At 71.3% G+C, this 18,645-nt stretch carries 16 protein-coding genes; 9 read left to right on the top strand and 7 right to left on the bottom strand.

Going from position 1 to position 18,645, the window contains the following annotated elements; genetic code table 11:
• Nucleotides 1-43: 43 nt before the first annotated feature.
• From G3I40_RS34580 to G3I40_RS34595, 4 genes are read left to right on the top strand one after another with little or no spacing between them, the layout of a single operon-like run.
• Complete coding sequence (locus G3I40_RS34580; RefSeq protein ID WP_164558789.1) at nt 44-2,656, top strand: sensor histidine kinase KdpD; 2,613 nt, start codon at nt 44-46, stop codon at nt 2,654-2,656.
• Entirely contained in the window at nt 2,653-3,336 is a 684-nt protein-coding gene (locus G3I40_RS34585; RefSeq protein ID WP_164558790.1) for a response regulator, read from the top strand. Before G3I40_RS34580 ends, G3I40_RS34585 begins: the two co-directional genes overlap by 4 nt.
• 40 nt (nt 3,337-3,376) lie before the next feature.
• Nucleotides 3,377-3,787, top strand: a complete 411-nt coding sequence (locus G3I40_RS34590; RefSeq protein WP_164558791.1) for an OB-fold nucleic acid binding domain-containing protein — start codon at nt 3,377-3,379, stop codon at nt 3,785-3,787.
• Between the two features lie 3 nt (nt 3,788-3,790).
• A complete protein-coding gene (locus G3I40_RS34595) occupies nt 3,791-4,567 on the top strand; it encodes a DUF3159 domain-containing protein (RefSeq protein WP_164558792.1) in 777 nt (258 codons plus the stop codon).
• 112 nt (nt 4,568-4,679) lie between these two features.
• Here the strand turns inward: G3I40_RS34595 and G3I40_RS34600 are convergent, their stop codons facing one another.
• Nucleotides 4,680-5,351 carry a TrkA family potassium uptake protein gene (locus G3I40_RS34600; protein ID WP_164558793.1) on the bottom strand — a complete coding sequence of 224 codons (672 nt, stop codon included), beginning with the start codon at nt 5,349-5,351 and terminating at the stop codon, nt 4,680-4,682.
• Entirely contained in the window at nt 5,351-6,019 is a 669-nt protein-coding gene (locus tag G3I40_RS34605; protein ID WP_164558794.1) for a TrkA family potassium uptake protein, read from the bottom strand. Before G3I40_RS34605 ends, G3I40_RS34600 begins: the two co-directional genes overlap by 1 nt.
• A gap of 292 nt (nt 6,020-6,311) precedes the next feature.
• On the opposite strand from G3I40_RS34605, the gene G3I40_RS34610 reads away from it, so the two are divergent.
• Both G3I40_RS34610 and G3I40_RS34615 read left to right on the top strand, forming a co-directional pair.
• The gene (locus tag G3I40_RS34610; RefSeq protein ID WP_164558795.1) at nt 6,312-8,357 is read left to right on the top strand and encodes an APC family permease; all 2,046 of its coding nucleotides are present in this window, start codon (nt 6,312-6,314) and stop codon (nt 8,355-8,357) included.
• A 110-nt stretch (nt 8,358-8,467) separates the two neighbouring features.
• Nucleotides 8,468-9,796, top strand: a complete 1,329-nt coding sequence (locus G3I40_RS34615; RefSeq protein WP_164558796.1) for a class I SAM-dependent RNA methyltransferase — start codon at nt 8,468-8,470, stop codon at nt 9,794-9,796.
• A gap of 61 nt (nt 9,797-9,857) precedes the next feature.
• Here G3I40_RS34615 and G3I40_RS34620 read toward each other — a convergent pair whose 3' ends face one another.
• A complete protein-coding gene (locus tag G3I40_RS34620) occupies nt 9,858-10,529 on the bottom strand; it encodes a response regulator (protein ID WP_164558797.1) in 672 nt (223 codons plus the stop codon).
• The gene (locus G3I40_RS34625) at nt 10,526-12,340 is read right to left on the bottom strand and encodes a sensor histidine kinase (protein ID WP_343245108.1); all 1,815 of its coding nucleotides are present in this window, start codon (nt 12,338-12,340) and stop codon (nt 10,526-10,528) included. The genes G3I40_RS34620 and G3I40_RS34625 overlap by 4 nt, the downstream gene beginning before the upstream one ends.
• A gap of 220 nt (nt 12,341-12,560) precedes the next feature.
• Here G3I40_RS34625 and G3I40_RS34630 point away from each other — a divergent pair, with 220 nt between their 5' ends.
• On the top strand, nt 12,561-13,982 hold the full coding sequence (locus G3I40_RS34630; protein WP_164558798.1) for a gluconate:H+ symporter: 1,422 nt from the start codon (nt 12,561-12,563) through the stop codon (nt 13,980-13,982).
• Between the two features lie 22 nt (nt 13,983-14,004).
• Here G3I40_RS34630 and G3I40_RS34635 read toward each other — a convergent pair whose 3' ends face one another.
• Nucleotides 14,005-14,685 (bottom strand): DNA alkylation repair protein, encoded by a 681-nt coding sequence (locus G3I40_RS34635; RefSeq protein ID WP_164558799.1) that lies wholly within the window; start codon nt 14,683-14,685, stop codon nt 14,005-14,007.
• Nucleotides 14,686-14,799: 114 nt separating this feature from the next.
• Here G3I40_RS34635 and G3I40_RS34640 point away from each other — a divergent pair, with 114 nt between their 5' ends.
• Together G3I40_RS34640 and G3I40_RS34645 are read left to right on the top strand one after the other, a co-directional pair.
• Nucleotides 14,800-15,216, top strand: a complete 417-nt coding sequence (locus tag G3I40_RS34640; RefSeq protein ID WP_164558800.1) for a VOC family protein — start codon at nt 14,800-14,802, stop codon at nt 15,214-15,216.
• Between the two features lie 39 nt (nt 15,217-15,255).
• Nucleotides 15,256-17,619 (top strand): excinuclease ABC subunit UvrA, encoded by a 2,364-nt coding sequence (locus tag G3I40_RS34645; protein WP_164558801.1) that lies wholly within the window; start codon nt 15,256-15,258, stop codon nt 17,617-17,619.
• A 10-nt stretch (nt 17,620-17,629) separates the two neighbouring features.
• Here the strand turns inward: G3I40_RS34645 and G3I40_RS34650 are convergent, their stop codons facing one another.
• Together G3I40_RS34650 and G3I40_RS34655 are read right to left on the bottom strand one after the other, a co-directional pair.
• A complete protein-coding gene (locus tag G3I40_RS34650; protein WP_164558802.1) occupies nt 17,630-18,049 on the bottom strand; it encodes a DUF3237 domain-containing protein in 420 nt (139 codons plus the stop codon).
• A 12-nt stretch (nt 18,050-18,061) separates the two neighbouring features.
• Nucleotides 18,062-18,645 (bottom strand): ATP-binding cassette domain-containing protein (locus tag G3I40_RS34655; protein ID WP_164558803.1); only part of this gene is annotated, 584 nt, incomplete at its 5' end.

An 18,645-nucleotide genomic window follows, 5' to 3' on the forward strand; every position in this document is an offset into this window, starting at 1 on the left:
AGCAGCGAGCTGCGTGCAGCAGCAACAGGAAGACAATGAGGCCATGGGACGCGGCAAGCTTCGGATCTATCTCGGTTCCGCACCGGGCGTCGGCAAGACGTACGCGATGCTGTCCGAGGCGCACCGCCGCGTCGAGCGCGGCACGGACTGCGTGGTCGCGTTCGTCGAGCACCACGACCGGCCGCGGACCGAGGTCATGCTGCACGGCCTGGAGCAGGTGCCGCGCAGGGAGATCGAGTACCGCGGCTCGCGCTTCCACGAGATGGACGTCGACGCGGTCCTCGACCGGGCCCCCGCCGTCGCCCTCGTCGACGAGCTGGCACACACGAACGTGCCCGGCTCGCGCAACGCCAAGCGCTGGCAGGACGTCGAGGAATTCCTGGCCGCGGGCATCGACGTCGTCTCGACCGTCAACATCCAGCACCTCGAGTCGCTGGGCGACGTGGTCGAGGCCATCACCGGCGTACGGCAGCGGGAGACGGTGCCCGACGAGGTGGTCCGCCGGGCCGGTCAGATCGAGCTTGTCGACATGTCGCCCCAGGCGCTGCGCCGCCGCATGGCGCACGGCAACATCTACAAGCCGGACAAGGTCGACGCGGCCCTGTCCAACTACTTCCGCCCCGGAAACCTCACCGCACTGCGCGAGCTGGCCCTGCTGTGGGTCGCGGACCGGGCCGACGAGTACCTCCAGCAGTACCGGGGCGAGCACGACATCCGCTCCACCTGGCAGGCCCGCGAGCGCATCGTCGTGGGGCTGACCGGCGGTCCCGAGGGCCGTACGTTGATCCGGCGCGCGGCGCGGCTCGCGGAGAAGGGTGCGGGCGGCGAGGTCCTCGCCGTCTACATCGCCCGCAGCGACGGCCTCACCGCCGCCTCGCCCAAGGAACTGGCCGTCCAGCGCACCCTGGTCGAGGACCTCGGCGGAACGTTCCATCACGTGATCGGCGACGACGTCCCCTCCGCACTCCTGGAATTCGCGCGCGGCGTCAACGCCACCCAGGTCGTCCTCGGCTCCTCCCGCCGCAAGACCTGGCAGTACGTCTTCGGCCCGGGCGTCGGCGCGACCGTCGCCCGCGAATCGGGGCCCGACCTCGACGTGCACATCGTCACGCACGAGGAGGCCGCCAAGGGACGCGGCCTGCCCGTCGCGCGCGGGGCCAGGCTCGGGCGCTCGCGCATCCTGTGGGGCTGGCTCGTCGGCATCGGCGGGCCCGTGCTGCTCTCGCTGATCCTCACGCACGTGCGGTCCGACCTCGGCCTCGCCAACGACATGCTGCTGTTCCTGTCGCTGACCGTGGCGGCGGCGCTGGTCGGCGGACTGCTCCCGGCGCTCGCCTCGGCGGCGTTCGGCTCCCTGCTCCTCAACTACTTCTTCACGCCGCCCAAGCACCTGTTCACGGTCGCCGACCCGAAGAACATCGTCGCCATCGTGATCTTCGTGGGCGTGGCCGTGTCGGTCGCCTCGGTCGTGGACCTGGCCGCCCGGCGCACCCACCAGGCCGCACGCCTGCGCGCCGAGTCCGAGATCCTCTCCTTCCTCGCGGGCAGCGTGCTGCGCGGCGACACGAGCCTGGAAGCACTGCTCGAACGCGTACGGGAGACGTTCGCGATGGAGTCCGTGGCGCTCCTGGAACGGGAGAGCGACACGGCACCGTGGACGTGCGCGGGCAGCGTCGGGCCGCATCCCGACGGCCGGCCCGAGGACGCCGACGTCGACGTGCCCGTGGGCGGCGGGATCGACATGGTGCTCGCCCTGTCCGGGCGGGTGCTGCCCGCGGAGGACCGACGGGTCCTCGCCGCCTTCGCCGCGCAGGCCGCCGTCGTCGTGGACCGCAGGCGGCTGCGCTCCGAGGCCGACCAGGCCCGCGCGCTCGCCGAGGGCAACCGCATCCGCACCGCCCTGCTCGCCGCCGTCAGCCACGACCTGCGCACCCCGCTCGCCGGCATCAAGGCCGCCGTCTCCTCGCTGCGCGCCGAGGACGTCGAATGGTCGCCGCAGGACCAGGCGGAACTGCTCGCCGGGATCGAGGCGGGGGCCGACCGGCTCGACCACCTCGTCGGGAACCTGCTCGACATGTCACGGCTGCAGACCGGCACCGTCACCCCGCTGATCAGGGAGACCGACCTCGACGAGGTGGTGCCGATGGCGCTCGGCGGCGTACCGGACCCCGAGCTCAGCATCGACCTGGACATCCCCGAGTCGCTGCCGATGGTGAGCGTCGACAGGGGCCTGCTGGAGCGGGCCGTCGCGAACATCGTCGAGAACGCCGTCAAGTACAGCCCGGCCGAGGGACCCGGCTCCCGTGTCCTCGTCGCCGCGAGCACCCACGGTGACCGCGTCGAACTGCGGGTCGTGGACCGCGGCCCCGGTGTGCCGGACGCCGCGAAGGACCGTATCTTCGCGCCCTTCCAGCGCTACGGCGACGCGCCACGGGGCGCCGGGGTGGGCCTGGGGCTCGCCGTGGCGCGCGGCTTCGTCGAGGCCATGGGCGGCACGCTCGACGCGGAGGACACCCCGGGGGGCGGTCTGACGATGGTGCTCACCCTGCGGGCGGCGACGGCGCCCGACCCGGCCGGTCCCCCCGATCCATCATGGGTACGGACGACGTCGGCACCGGCCGACACCGCAGGAGCTCAGAGAGGCAGGCACACATGACCCGGGTGCTCGTGGTCGACGACGAACCGCAGATCGTCCGCGCCCTCGTCATCAACCTCAAGGCGCGCAAGTACGAGGTGGACGCCGCCGCCGACGGCGCGCAGGCGCTGCAACTGGCCGCGGCCCGCCACCCCGACGTGGTCGTCCTGGACCTGGGCCTGCCCGACATGGACGGCGTCGAGGTGATCAGGGGGCTGCGCGGCTGGACCCGGGTGCCGATCCTGGTGCTGTCCGCCCGGCACTCCTCGGACGAGAAGGTCGAGGCGCTCGACGCGGGCGCCGACGACTACGTGACCAAGCCGTTCGGCATGGACGAGCTGCTGGCCCGGCTGCGCGCGGCCGTGCGCCGGGCCGAGCCCCTCGGGAGCGGGGAGGACGAGGGCATCGTCGAGACCGAGGACTTCACGGTCGACATGGCCGCGAAGAAGGTCAACCGGGACGGGCGCGACGTACGGCTGACGCCCACCGAGTGGCACCTGCTGGAGGTGCTCGTGCGCAACGCGGGACGCCTGGTCAGCCAGAAGCAGTTGCTGCAGGAGGTGTGGGGCCCGTCGTACGGCACGGAGACCAACTATTTGCGCGTGTACATGGCGCAACTGCGCCGCAAACTGGAGACGGACCCGTCGCATCCGCGGCACTTCATCACGGAGCCGGGGATGGGCTACCGCTTCGAGAAGTAGGCCCTGCGTTCGGGTGACCTGCCCCGGGTACGCTTCCTGTATGAGTGCTGTTCCGCGTTCCGACAGGGCGTCCGAGAAGCCGGCGGGCCGCTTCCGCCGCATGCTCGACCGACTCTCCACGTCCCAGGAGGATCTGGAGTCGGAGGAGCTGCGCGAGGATTCGCAGACCACGGGCTGTACGCGCATCGGAGACTGCCACGACCGACAGATCGTGACGGTTACTGGTACGTTGCGCACGGTAACCCTGCGGCCACGCGCCGGAGTTCCGGCGCTGGAGGCGGAGTTGTTCGACGGCTCGGCCGCGCTGGACGTGGTGTGGCTCGGCCGGCGGTCGATCGTCGGGATCGAACCGGGCCGGAAGCTGATCGCTTCGGGGCGGGTCTCGATGAGCCGGGGCCGTAGGGTGCTCTTCAACCCGAAGTACGAACTCAGACCCCTCGGACGGGAGTAGCCGGTGACGTCCCTCGACAAGCCGACCGACCGCGAACCCGGAGTCGACCACGACGCCGCCGCTTCGAAGGCGGTGACCGAGGCCGCTCTCTTCGAGGCCTTCGGCGGCGTGCGGGGCATGGTGGAGACCGTCGTGCCCGGCCTCCTCTTCGTGACCATCTTCACGATCAACAAAGACCTGCACATGTCGGCCATCGCGGCCCTCGCGGTGTCGCTGGTCCTGGTCGTCGCACGGCTGGTCATGAAGGGCACCGTCAAGCACGCCTTCAGCGGTGTCTTCGGCGTCGCCTTCGGTGTCGTCTTCGCGATGATGACGGGCAACGCCAAGGACTTCTATCTGCCGGGCATGCTCTACACGTTGGGGCTCGCGCTCGCGTACATCGTGACGACGCTGTGCGGCGTTCCCTTGATCGGGCTCATCCTCGGCCCGGTGTTCAAGGAGAACCTGTCGTGGCGCACGCGCAACCCCGGGCGCAAGAAGGCGTACGCGAAGGCGAGTTGGGCCTGGGGCCTGATCCTGCTCGCCAAGTGCGCGATCCTGTTCCCGATGTACTGGTGGGCGGACACGACCAAGTTCGGCTGGGTGCTGATCGCGCTGAAGATCCCGCCGTTCCTGCTGGCCGTCTGGCTGACCTGGGTGTTCCTGGCGAAGGCGCCCGCGCCCATCGACGTGTTCGCCGAGATGGAAGCCGCGGAGAAGGCCGAGAAGGCGGAGAAGGCCGGGACGTCCGAGGAGGAGGCCTCCTCCGGTGCGGGTGCGCGCCACCGCCGCGAGGACTGAGGCCCGAACGCGCGTGCGGCGTCGTCGCGTTTGCGCGCGCGGTTCCCCGCGCCCCTGACATGCGAGTGGGCCCCACCAGTACATCTGGTGGGGCCCACTCGCATGTCAGGGGCTACGCGTCCTCGCGCCGCACCGACAGCAGGTCCTCCAACTGCTCCTCCCGCGCCTGGGCGGCGACGAACAGCAGCTCGTCGCCCGCTTCCAGGGAGTCCTCCTGGCTGGGGGCCAGGACGCGGGTGCCGCGGATGATCGTCACGAGGGACGTGTCCTGCGGCCACTGGACGTCACCCACGCGCGTGCCGGCCAGGGCCGACTCCGGCGGGAGCGTCAGCTCGACCAGGTTCGCGTCGCCGTGGCTGAAGCGCAGCAGGCGGACCAAGTCGCCCACGCTGACGGCCTCTTCGACCAGGGCCGACATCAGGCGCGGCGTGGAGACGGCGACGTCGACGCCCCACGACTCGTTGAACAGCCATTCGTTCTTCGGGTTGTTGACGCGGGCGACGACCCGCGGGACCCCGTACTCGGTCTTCGCGAGGAGGGAGACGACGAGGTTGACCTTGTCGTCGCCGGTGGCCGCGATGACCACGTTGCAGCGCTGCAGCGCCGCCTCGTCCAGGGACGTGATCTCGCAGGCGTCGGCGAGCAGCCACTCCGCCTGCGGGACGCGCTCGACCGAGATGGCCGTCGGCGCCTTGTCGACGAGGAGGACCTCGTGACCGTTCTCCAGGAGCTCGCCCGCGATCGAGCGGCCGACCGCTCCGGCTCCGGCAATGGCGACCCTCATCAGTGACCGCCCTCCTCGGGGCCTTCGGCGAAGACCGCCTCGACCTTCTCGACCTCGTCCGTGCGCATCATCACGTGCACCAGGTCGCCTTCCTGCAGCACCGTCTGCGACGACGGCAGGATCGCCTCACCGAGCCGGGTGAGGAACGCCACGCGGACCCCCGTCTCCTCCTGGAGACGGCTGATCTTCTGGCCCACCCAGGACGTCGACGCGTGCACCTCGGCGAGCTGGACGCCGCCCGTGGGGTCGCGCCACAGCGGCTCCGCGCCCGAGGGCAGCAGCCGGCGCAGCATCTGGTCGGCGGTCCAGCGGACCGTGGCGACCGTCGGGATGCCCAGGCGCTGGTAGACCTCGGCGCGGCGGGGGTCGTAGATGCGCGCCGCCACGTTCTCGATGCCGAACATCTCGCGGGCCACGCGGGCGGCGATGATGTTGGAGTTGTCACCGCTGGAGACGGCGGCGAAAGCGCCCGCCTCCTCGATGCCGGCCTCGCGCAGGGTGTCCTGGTCGAAGCCGACCCCGGTGACGCGACGGCCGCCGAACCCGGAGCCCAGACGGCGGAAGGCCGTGGGGTCCTGGTCGACCACGGCCACGGTGTGGCCCTGCTGTTCCAGGGTCTGGGCGAGTTGGGACCCCACTCGGCCACAGCCCATGATCACGATATGCACGGCCCTACCCCGCACTCCTCATAGGCCCACTGACCTGCGTAAACGTCCTGCTCATGGCTCTCTCTCGAGGCTTGGTCCAGCCGGTGCGGCTCGATCCCGGGGCACGATGCGAACCCCGTATGGCCCGCGTCAGGACCACCGTATCGGCAATGTGCTCGAACTCCGCCCTCGCGTCGGCGGCTAGATCGACAGGGCGTCCCGGGCGGGCGGAAGCGGCGGGTGTGGGTGTGCGCGGTGCCGATTCGGGGTGGTGGGTGTGCCGCCCCGCGTTCGAACGCTTACGATCCTCTGCGTGTCCAAACTGACCGACGTGCCCAAACGGATCTTGATCGGGCGCGCACTGCGCAGTGATCGGCTCGGAGAAACGCTCCTGCCGAAGCGCATCGCCCTCCCCGTTTTCGCCTCCGACCCGCTGTCCTCCGTGGCGTACGCGCCGGGCGAGGTCCTGCTGGTCCTTTCCATCGCGGGCGTGTCGGCGTACCACTTCAGCCCCTGGATCGCGGTCGCGGTCGTCGTGCTGATGTTCACGGTCGTCGCCTCGTACCGGCAGAACGTGCACGCCTACCCGAGCGGTGGCGGCGACTACGAGGTGGCCAACACCAACCTCGGCCCGAAGGCCGGGCTCACCGTCGCCAGCGCCCTGCTCGTCGACTACGTCCTGACCGTCGCCGTCTCCATCGCGTCCGGCATCGAGAACCTCGGCTCCGCGATCCCGTTCGTCGTCGAGCACAAGGTGCTCTGCGCCTGCGCCGTCATCGTCCTGCTGACGGTGATGAACCTGCGCGGGGTCAAGGAGTCCGGCAAGCTCTTCGCCATCCCGACGTACGTCTTCGTCGCGGGCGTCTTCATCATGATCGTCTGGGGCGCCTTCCGCGGGATCGTCCTCGACGACACCATGAAGGCACCCACCGCCGACTACCACATCAAGGCCGAGCACCAAGGCCTCGCGGGCTTCGCGCTGGTCTTCCTCCTCCTGCGCGCCTTCTCCTCCGGATGCGCGGCGCTCACCGGCGTCGAGGCGATCTCGAACGGCGTGCCGGCCTTCCGCAAGCCCAAGTCGAAGAACGCGGCGTCCACGCTGGCGCTCATGGGCGCGCTCGCCGTGACCATGTTCTGCGGCATCATCGGGCTCGCCATGGCGACCAAGGTCCGCATGGCCGAGAACCCGGCGACGGACCTGATCCACAACGGCATCGCGGTCGGCTCCGGCTACGTACAGAACCCCGTCATCTCGCAGGTCGCCGAGGCCGTCTTCGGCAAGGGCAGCTTCCTGTTCCTCATCCTCGCGGCGGCGACGGCGCTCGTCCTCTTCCTGGCGGCGAACACCGCGTACAACGGCTTCCCGCTGCTCGGCTCGATCCTCGCGCAGGACCGCTACCTGCCGCGCCAGCTGCACACCCGCGGCGACCGCCTCGCGTTCTCCAACGGCATCGTGCTGCTCGCGGGCGCGGCCATGCTCCTCGTCGTCATCTACGGAGCCGACTCCACCCGCCTGATCCAGCTCTACATCGTGGGCGTGTTCGTCTCGTTCACGCTGAGCCAGACCGGCATGGTCCGGCACTGGAACCGCCACCTGCGCTCCGAGCGCGACCCGGAAAAGCGGCGCCACATGGTCCGCTCCCGCGCGATCAACACCTTCGGCGCCTTCTTCACCGGCCTCGTCCTCGTGGTCGTCCTGGTCACGAAGTTCACCCACGGTGCCTGGGTCGCACTGCTCGGCATGTGCATCTTCTACGCGACGATGAGCGCGATCCGTAAGCACTACGACCGGGTCGCCGAGGAGATCGCCGCACCGGAGACCCCGTCGGACGACAGCGTCCGCCCGTCCCGCGTGCACTCGATCGTCCTCGTCTCGAAGATCCACCGCCCGACGCTGCGGGCCCTGGCCTACGCGGAGCTGATGCGGACGGACACCCTGGAGGCGTTGAGCGTCAACGTCGATCCGGCCGAGACGAAGGCGCTGCGCGACGAGTGGGAGCGCCGGGGCATCGACGTCCCGCTCAAGGTGCTCGACTCCCCCTACCGGGAGATCACCCGCCCCGTCATCGAGTACATCAAGAACCTGCGCCGGGAGTCGCCGCGGGACGCGATCAGCGTGATCATCCCCGAGTACGTCGTGGGCCACTGGTACGAGCACCTGCTGCACAACCAGAGCGCACTGCGGCTCAAGGGGCGTCTGCTGTTCACCCCGGGGATCATGGTCACCTCCGTGCCCTACCAGCTGGAGTCCTCCGAGGCCGCCAAGAAGCGGGCCCGCAGGCGTTCCGAGTGGAGCGCGCCCGGCGCCGTGCGACGCGGCCCGGTGGAGAAGCGCCCGAAGGAGCCGAGCGGCAAGTAGGTGCCACCGGATCCTGGTGAGCGGCCGGACGACAGCCACGTAGACTGGTGGGCTGTTGTCCGGCCGCTTTTTCCAGGGCCGTTTCCCCCTTACGTAGTGGAGCCCCCGCCATGCAGGCAGAACCGAAGACGTCACTGGTGGGGGAGGAGTACGAGGTCGAGGTCGGGCCCGTCGCGCACGGCGGCCACTGCATCGCGCGTACGTCCGAGGGGCAGGTCCTCTTCGTCCGGCACACGCTGCCCGGCGAGCGGGTCGTGGCCCGGGTGACCGAGGGCGAGGAGGGCGCGCGCTTCCTGCGCGCGGACGCCGTGCAGGTCCTCGAACCGTCCAAGGACCGCGTCGAGGCGCCCTGCCCCTACTCCGGCCCGGGCCGCTGCGGCGGCTGCGACTGGCAGCACGCCAAGCCGGGTGCGCAGCGCCGCATGAAGGGCGAGGTCATCGCCGAGCAGTTGCAGCGGCTCGCGGGCCTCACGCCCGAGGAGGCCGGCTGGGACGGCACGGTCATGCCGGCCGAGGGCGACAAGCTCCCGGCGGGCCAGGTGCCGCAGTGGCGCACCCGCGTCCAGTACGCGGTCGACGCCGACGGCAACGCCGGACTGCGCCGCCACCGCTCGCACGAGGTCGAGCCCGTCGAGCACTGCATGATCGCGGCCGAGGGCGTCTCCGAGCTGGGCATCGAGAAGCGGGACTGGTCCGGCATGGTGTCCGTCGACGCGATCGCCGCGAGCGGGTCCCAGGACCGCATGGTGATCCTGGAGCCCAAGCCGGGCGCCCGCCTGCCCCTCGTCGAACTCGACAAGCCCGTCTCCGTCATGCGCGTCGAGGAGAAGGACGGCGGCATCCACCGCGTCCACGGCCGCGCCTTCGTCCGCGAGCGCGCCGACGGCCGCACCTACCGGGTCGGCAGCGGCGGCTTCTGGCAGGTCCACCCGCAGGCCGCCGAGACGCTGATGCGCGCCGTCATGCAGGGCCTGCTGCCGCGCAAGGGCGACATGGCGCTCGACCTGTACTGCGGCGTCGGCCTCTTCGCCGGCGCCCTCGCGGACCGCGTCGGCGACCAGGGTGCCGTGCTCGGCATCGAGTCCGGCAAGCGCGCCGTCGAGGACGCCCGGCACAACCTCGCCGCGTTCGACCGGGTCCGCATCGAGCAGGGCAAGGTCGAGGCCGTCCTGCCGCGCACCGGCATCGACCAGGTCGACCTCATCGTCCTGGACCCGCCGCGCGCGGGCGCGGGCAAGAAGACGGTCGCCCACCTCGCGACGCTGGGCGCCCGCCGCATCGCCTACGTGGCCTGCGACCCGGCCGCGCTCGCCCGGGATCTGGGGTACTTCAAGGAGGGCGGGTACAAGGTGCGGACGCTTCGGGCGTTCGATCTGTTTCCGATGACTCATCACGTGGAGTGCGTCGCGATCCTTGAGCCCGCCTCGAAGCAGTCCTGAGCCGCGCCTTTTCGGGGCGTCGGAGTAAGCGCCCGGGGTATGTCCTTCGCCGCCCGGCCCGTCAGGGCGTCCGGTACTCCTGTTCCGGGCGCCCCGTCGTTCCGTAGCGCAGGCTCATGCGCAGGAGGTTCGCGGAGACCAGTGCGGCGAGGTAGCGCTGGGCCGTGGCGCGGGAGACGCCGATGAGCTCGCCGACCTCTCCTGCGGACAGCGGTGCCGGGGCGTTGCGTACGGTCGTCAGGACCGCGTCGCCGGTCACCGTGCGGGGAGCGGGGCGGCGGGCCGGGGGCTCGCGCAGTGCGGCGTACGCGTTCTCGACCGTGCTCTGGTCCACGGACTCCGTCTCCGTGAGCTGCCGGAAGCGGGCGTAGCCGCGGAGCTTTTCCGTCAGCAGGTTCGGCGGGAACGGTTTGACCAGGTAGGCCAGGGCGCCCGCGGACAACGCGCGGCGGACCACCGGGCCCTCCGCCGCCGCGCTGAGGACGAAGGCGTCGCAGTCCAGGCGGCGCAGCAGGTCGATGCCGCTGCCGTCGGGCAAGTAGATGTCGACGAGGGCCAGGTCGATGGCCGTGTCGGCGGCCTCTACGGCTTCCAGTGCCGCCGCGGTCGTCGGGGCCGTGCCGGCCACCGTGAAGCCGGGGACCTCCGTCACCAGCGAGGCGTGGACGCCGGCGACGCGGAAGTCGTCGTCGACCACGAGGACCGAGAGGGGCGGTCGGTCGAGGGCCGTCACGTGGGGATCTCCATGACGTCGTGGAGGCGGGCCACGAAGACCGCGCCCCCGGTGACTGGTGCGGTGTCCGGTCCGAACGTCCGCGGTGCGTCCGGGAGTTCGGGGGTGAGCGGCGGGCCGCCGGGTTCCGCGAGGTACACGTCGCCGCCACCGGTGCGGGCGATCTGGCGGGCCAGAGCGAGGCCGATGCCGCGGCCGCCCACCACCGAGGCGTGGTCCTTGGTCGACACGCCCTCGCGGAACACGTCGTGCGCCGGGCTGCCGTCGCCGGGCGGGACGCCGTCCCCCGTGTCGGCGACGGTGAGGAGCAGCGTGGTGCCCTCCGTCATCAGTTCCACCTCGACGAACGCCGCGGCGCGCCCGCCGTGCTGCGCGGCCTCGATCGCGTTGTCGACGAGGTTGCCGAACACGGTGGTGACGTCGACGGGCGCCGCGAGGGTGCCGTCGACCCAGGTGGCGCCGCCGATGAGCAGGGTGACCCCGCTCTCGCGCGCCTGTGCCGCCTTCGCGGTCAGGAAGGCGCGCAGGTAGGAGTCGTGGACCGCGTCGATGCCGGGCAGCTCCTCGGCGAGCCGGCCCGTGCCGAGGATCGTGTCGATGTAGTCGGCGGTCTCGGTGAGGTGCCCGCCGTGGGCCAGGGCGGAGACGACGTGCAGCCGGTTGGCGAACTCGTGGCGCTGCGCGCGCAACGCCGAACTCATCGCCTGCACCGCGTCGAGCTGCCGCGTCAGGGACTCCACATCGGTACGGTCCTTGACCGTCAGCAGCGTCCCGAGATCGCGGCCGTCCCGCTGTACCGTGCGGGACGAGAGCACGAGGACCCGCTCGCCGACGGCCGCCATGACCGGGCCTCGCGAGGGGCTGCGCAGGGCCTGCACCACCCGGGGCGTCAGCCCCAGCTCCTCGATGCCGCGGCCGGGAGCGGCGTCGGACGCGAGCAGCCGGCGCGCCTCGTCGTTGACGACCGTGACCCTGCCCTCGCTGTCGAGGGCGAGGACGCCTTCGCCGATGCCGTGCAGGACCGCCTCCTGCTCCTGGACCAGCCCGGCCAGTTCCTCCGGTTCGAGGCCGAGGGTCAGTCGCTTCCACCGCCGGGCCAGCATCGCGGACGCGGCGACGCCGAGCAGCAGGGCGAGCGCGAGCCAGCCGAGCCCGCCGAGCAGGGTCCGCAGGAACTGGGCCTGCACGGCGGACGCGGCGATCCCCGCGTTCGCCTCGCCGACGATCTCGGTGGTCGAGCCTGGCGCGTACACCGGGACCTTCGCGACGACCTCGTCGCCGAGGTGCGCGCGATGCCGCGCGAGGACCTCGTGCCCGGACAGGGCCCCGGAGGGGTCCGTGCTCACCTTCTTGCCCAGCTGCGCGCGTTCCGGGTGGGCCAGCCTGATGCCCTTGTCGTCCGTGACGACGACGAACAGGGACCGGGTCCTGGCCCGCGCCGCCTCGGCCACGGTCTGCGCCGGACCCGCGGCGAGCGTCGCCCGCCCGGTGTGTGCCGCGCCGCTTCCCGGGCGGGCGTTGGCGGCGGAGAACTCGGCGGCGGCGCGCCGCACGGACGGCTCGGAGGCGACCGTGCGGGCCACCGCGAGCGCACGCAGCTGGTACTCCCGGTCGAGCCGGTGCTCGTTGAAGTACGCGAAGGCGGCGAACGCCGTGGCGAGAGTGACCGCGACCACCGCGCACTGCAGGAGCAGCACCTGGGTCCGCAGTCGCAGCCGTCCCCGTCCGAACCACCGTCCGCGGGACGGCTTTCCCGGGGTCGGCCGCTCCCGGGCGGACGGCACCCGACCTGGCGGTTCGACGATCCTCACCCGCCGACCGTAACCCCGGCGCGGACCGTGCACAGAATGCGCAGAACGCACAGATCAGGGGTTTCACGGGTTACGCGCAGAACCTGGAGGCGCTCGGCGCCCGGCCGATACGTTCCCGCCGGGACACGCACGAGCCGCAGACCAGGAGTTCTTCAATGACGACAGCACTCACCGCCGCCCGCCCGGACGCGGTCCGCCACGGCCGACCGGGAGCCCGACTGTGACGGGCCACACGTGGACGCTGCTGATCATCCTGGCGGTCGCCATCGGCGCGCTGATCACGCTGATCAACTCCCGGCTGCGGTTCCACCCCTTCATCGCCCTGATGACCGTCTCGGTCGGCGTCGCCCTCGCGGCGGGACTGCCGGTCGAGAAGATCGCCGAATCGCTGGAGACGGGTGCCGGCGGCATCCTCGGCGACGTCGGCGTCACCCTCGCGTTCGGCGCCATGCTGGGACGGCTGCTGTCGGCGTCGGGCGCCACGGACCGGATCGCCCGGATGATCGTCGACCGCGCGAGCCCCCGCTCCCTGCCCTGGTACGTGACGGGCGCGGCCTTCGTCATCGGCATCCCGATGTTCTTCGAGATCGGCCTGATCGTGCTGCTCCCGCTGATCTTCAGCGTGGCCCGGCGCCTGGAACGCACGCACGCGATCTCGTCCCCGTACGTGTATCTGGCGGCGCCCGCGATCGGTGCCCTGTCCACCCTGCACGGCATGGTCGCCCCGCACCCCGGCCCGCTCGTCGCGGTCGAGGGCCTGCACGCGAATCTCGGCATGAGCATCGCCGTGGGCCTGCTCTGCGCGATCCCGACGATCATCATCGCCGGTCCGGTGTACGGCCGGTGGATCGCGCCGCGCCTCGACGTGCGCCCCGACCCCGAGCTGGTCGCCAAGTTCGCCGGGAACGGCGACGCGGCCCAGGGCTCCGCGGCGGGACCTCAGGTCTCCTCGGAACCCGAGGAGCCGCGGGCGAACAAGGTCCGCACCGGCTGGGCCCTCGCCGCGGTGCTCGTACCCGTCGCCCTGATGCTGCTGCGCACGATCGCGGAGCTCGCGCTGGACGAGTCCAGCCCCCTGCGGCACGTCATGGCCTTCATCGGCGAGCCGGTGATCGCGATGCTCGCGGGCTTCCTGTTCGCGCTGTTCGCCCTCGGCTACCGCAGCAGCCTGTCGCCGGACGCGATCCGCTCCGAGCTCACCGACAGCCTGAAGGCCGTCGCCGGCATCCTGTTGATCATCGCGGGCGGCGGCGCGTTCAACCAGGTCCTGGAGGACTCCGGGATCGGCCAGGCCGTCGAGTCCGCGGCATCCGGCCTGCACATCAACGTGATCGTGCTCGGCTGGCTGCTGGCCCTGATCCTGTCCTTCTCCACCGGCTCCGCCACGGTGGGCATCGTCGCCGCGACGGGCATCCTCGCCCCGCTCGCGCAGGGCGACGGCAGCTTGCACACCTCGCTGCTCGTCGTGGCCATCGGTGCCGGTTCGATCGGCCTCAACTACGTGAACCACGCGGGGTTCTGGCTGGTCAAGGAGTCCTTCGGGATGACGCTCGGACAGGCCACGAAGTCGCACACCGCGATCCAGACCATCGTGAGCGTCTGCGGGCTGCTGATGGCGCTGCTCGTGTCGGTGTTCGCCTGAGTCCGGCCTTCACCGGGCTGCGTCAGCGGCCGGCTCCCTGCTGCCGGCGCCGCACCATCTCGTCGATCCAGACCGGGGCGTACGGGGAGGTGCAGCCCGGGGAGGTCGGATAGTCCTTGAGGACTCCCAGGCGCTCGCCGATGGCGCGGGCACGGGCGCGGTGCTCCGCGTGGGCGATGCCGATCTGGGCCAGGCAGGTGTTCATCGCCCACTGGAGGCGGTCCGGGGCGTCCTTCATGCGCGCCTCGATCTCATCGAGGAGTCCGGTGAGGTCGAGGCCCTCGGGCCGCTTCGTCACGCGTTCGGCGGTCAGCGTCCAGCCGGCGCCCGCGACCGCCGGATCCGGGTCGGCGGACCAGGCCAGGCGCACCTCTTCGGCGTGCGGGTTCTTCTTCACCACGTAGGTGAGGAGCCAGTCGTGCACCTTGGGCGTACGCGCCTCGCGCAGCATGGTGTCCAGCTCGTCGCGCGAGTACGCCTTCGGCCGGCAGATCAGCAGCGCCAGCAGCCGCGCCGCGGTGTCGTCGGTCGCCCAGAGCTCGCGCGCGAGTTCCTGCTGCGTCTTCAGCCGCTTCGCGAGCGCACGCAGCCTGCCGAGGTTCACCCCGTGGTCGTCACCGTGCCGCTCGTTCACCGCACGGGCCTTCGGGTCCTCGAGCCCGGCAAGCTCGGCCATCACCTCGGCCACCGCGGTCCCGGCCATCCCGCCTCCTCGTCCATGGGCGTTCCTTGGTATTCCTTCGCGTACGGGACGCAGCCTACGACCGGTCAGGAATGGAGAAGCGCCGGGCGGGCGGTCGGGCCTAGCGTCGCAGGCATGGACCTCGACCTCAGCATTCACTCCTCGTTCCTCCCGCACGACGACCCGGACGCGGCCGTGGCGTTCTACCGCGACGTCCTCGGCTTCGAAGTGCGCGCCGACGTCGGCTCCGGCGCGATGCGCTGGATCACGGTCGGGCCCGCCGGCCAGCCCGGCGTGAACCTCGTCCTGGAGCCGCCCGCCATGGACGCCGGTGTCACCGACGACGAGCGGCGCACCGTCGTCGAGATGATGGCCAAGGGCAGCTACGCCCGCGTCGTCCTGGGCACCGCGGACCTCGCCGGCACCTTCGACCGGGTGCTGGCCGCCGGCGCCGAGGTCGTCCAAGAACCCACCGATCAGCCGTGGGGTGTACGAGACTGCGCTTTCCGTGACCCCGCGGGCAACATGATCCGTATCAACGAGCTGAGCTGAAGCGCGCCGGGGCGGCCCGCGCCGACCGAGGGAGAGACGATGACCGAGCAGCACGTCGCTGACAGCCACGATCTGATCCGCGTGCACGGCGCGCGGGAGAACAACCTCAAGGACGTCAGCGTCGAGCTGCCCAAGCGCCGCCTCACGGTGTTCACCGGCGTGTCCGGCTCGGGCAAGAGCTCCCTGGTGTTCCACACCATCGCCGCGGAGTCGCAGCGCCTGATCAACGAGACGTACAGCACCTTCGTACAAGGCTTCATGCCGACGCTGGCGCGCCCGGAGGTCGACGTCCTCGACGGACTGACGACCGTGATCACCGTCGACCAGCAGCGGCTCGGCGCCGACCCCCGGTCCACCGTCGGCACGGCCACCGACGCCAACGCCATGCTGCGCATCCTCTTCAGCCGCCTCGGCAAGCCGCACATCGGCTCGCCCAAGGCGTTCTCCTTCAACGTCGCCTCCATCAGCGGCGCCGGCGCGGTCACCATGAAGCGCGGCGGGGAGACGGTGAAGGAGCGGCGCAGCTTCAGCATCACCGGCGGCATGTGCCCGCGCTGCGAGGGCCGGGGCGCGGTCACCGACATCGACCTGACCGCGCTGTACGACGACAGCAAGTCGCTCAACGAGGGCGCGCTGACCATCCCCGGCTACAGCATGGACGGCTGGTACGGGCGCATCTTCACCGGCTGCGGCTTCTTCGACCCGGACAAGCCGATCAAGCGGTTCACGAAGAAGCAGCTGCACGACCTGCTGCACAAGGAGCCGACCAAGATCAAGGTCGACGGGATCAACCTGACGTACGAGGGTCTGATCCCGCGCATCCAGAAGTCGATGCTGTCCAAGGACGTCGACTCGCTGCAGCCGCACATCCGCGCGTTCGTGGAGCGGGCCGTCACGTTCACCGTCTGCCCCGAGTGCGCGGGCACCCGCCTGAACGAGGGCGCCCGGTCCTCGAAGATCAAGCGGATCAGCATCGCCGACGCCTGCGCGATGGAGATCAGGGACCTCGCGCAGTGGGTGGGCGGGCTGAAGGAGCCGTCGGTGGCGCCGCTCCTGGAGTCGCTGCGCCAGACCCTGGAGTCGTTCGTGGAGATCGGCCTCGGCTATCTCTCGCTCGACAGGCCCTCCGGCACGCTGTCCGGCGGCGAGGCGCAACGCGTCAAGATGATCCGGCACCTCGGGTCCTCGCTCACCGACACGACGTACGTCTTCGATGAGCCGACCACCGGTCTGCACCCGCACGACATCCAGCGGATGAACGACCTGCTGCTGCGGCTGCGCGACAAGGGCAACACGGTGCTCGTCGTCGAGCACAAGCCGGAGCTGATCGCGATCGCCGACCACGTCGTCGACCTCGGCCCCGGCGCGGGTGCGGGCGGCGGCAGCGTCTGCTTCGAGGGCACCGTCGACGGGCTGCGCGCCGCCGACACCGTCACCGGCCGGCACTTCGACGACCGGGCCGCGGTGAAGGACGAGGTCCGGGAGCCGACCGGCGTGCTGGAGATCCGCGGCGCCACCGAGCACAACCTCAAGAAGGTCGACGTCGACATCCCGCTCGGGGTGCTCACCGTCGTCACCGGGGTCGCCGGGTCCGGCAAGAGCTCGCTCGTGCACGGGTCGATCCCCGCGGGGGAGGGTGTCGTCTCCGTCGACCAGGGGGCGATCCGCGGTTCGCGGCGCAGCAACCCGGCGACGTACACCGGCCTGCTCGAACCGATCCGCAAGGCGTTCGCCAAGGCCAACGGCGTCAAGCCCGCCCTCTTCAGCGCCAACTCCGAGGGCGCCTGCCCCACCTGCAAGGGCGTCGGCGTCGTCTACACCGATCTGGCGATCATGGCCGGTGTCGCGACGACCTGCGAGGAGTGCGACGGCAAGCGGTTCGACGCGTCCGTCCTCGACTACCACTTCGGGGGGCGCGACATCAGCGAGGTGCTCGCGATGTCGGTGGCCGAGGCGGCGGAGTTCTTCGGTGCCGGGGACGCCCGGACGCCCGCCGCGCACAAGATCCTGGAGCGGCTGGACGACGTCGGCCTCGGCTACCTGACGCTCGGCCAGCCGCTCACCACCCTCTCCGGCGGCGAGCGGCAGCGCCTCAAGCTGGCCACGCACCTGGGCGACAAGGGCGGCGTCTACGTCCTCGACGAGCCGACGGCCGGACTGCACCTCGCCGACGTCGAGCAGCTGCTCGGCCTGCTCGACCGGATCGTCGACTCGGGGAAGTCGGTGATCGTCGTCGAGCACCACCAGGCCGTGATGGCACACGCCGACTGGATCATCGACCTGGGTCCGGGCGCGGGCCAGGACGGCGGCAAGGTCGTCTTCGAGGGCACGCCGGCCGCGCTCGTCGCCGCCCGTCGCAAGACCCTCACCGGCAAGCACCTGGCGCAGTATGTCGGCGCCTGACCGGGCGCCGTCAGTCGAGGCTGTAGCAGCGGATCACGATGGCGCCCCCGTCGTCGTGGGCCAGGCCGACGAAGACGGTCGAGGTGAGCCAGCGGTGGGCGGGGGCGTCCGTGCGGAAGACCGGGGCGGTGCGGAAGTAGACGTCCGCCCCGGACTCCACGTAATAGCCCCGGTTGACGATGTCGATCACGGTGCCGTCGTCGGCGCGCAGCAGGTACCTGGCCTCCAGCTGGCAGACGTCGCCGCGGGTGTCGGACCAGTCGCCGCCGCCCGCGAGGACGGTGCCGGTCAGCCGGGGGCCGCGTACGGTGCCGCCGGTGATGGGCGTGAACTCGGTGCGCTCGCCGCTGCCGTGGCCGATGTGCAGCGGCGGCTCCACCTCGGCCCGGATCTCGAAGGCGAAGGTCAGGGCGGGTTCGGTGCGCGTCATAGGAAGTCCCTTTCAGGAGAGGGGAGTTGAGGGACGGCGCGCGGGCTTCCAGCCGGGGCGCGGCACCGAGTCGAGCAGCTGTCTCGTGTACGGGTGCGCCGGCGCGGTCAGCACCGAGCGCACCGTGCCGCGTTCGACGATCCGGCCGCCGCGCATCACCACGATGTCGTCGCAGACGTGCCGGACCACGCCGAGGTCGTGCGTGATGAACAGATAGGCCACCGGCGTCCGTTCGCGGATCTCGCGCAGCAGCGTGAGGATCTGCGCCTGCACGGACACGTCGAGCGCGGCGACGGCCTCGTCGAGCACCAGTATCTTCGGGCGCACCGCCAACGCCCGTGCCAGGGCGACCCGTTGACGCTGTCCGCCGGACAGGCCGCGAGGCAGCGCGGTCGCCTGCCGCTCGTCCAGGCCGACCTGGTCGACCAGTTCGGCCACGCGCCGCTCCAGGTCCCGGCCGCGCAGGTCCGAGTGGAGCGCGACGGCCTCGGCGAGGCAGTCGCGCACCCGCTGGCGCCGGTCCAGGGAGGCGTACGGGTCCTGGAAGACCAGCTGGACGTCGCGGGCGGCGCGGCGCCGTTCGGCGGTCCGGCGCG

Source organism: Streptomyces sp. SID14478 (assembly GCF_010548525.1).
GTDB lineage: Bacteria > Actinomycetota > Actinomycetes > Streptomycetales > Streptomycetaceae > Streptomyces.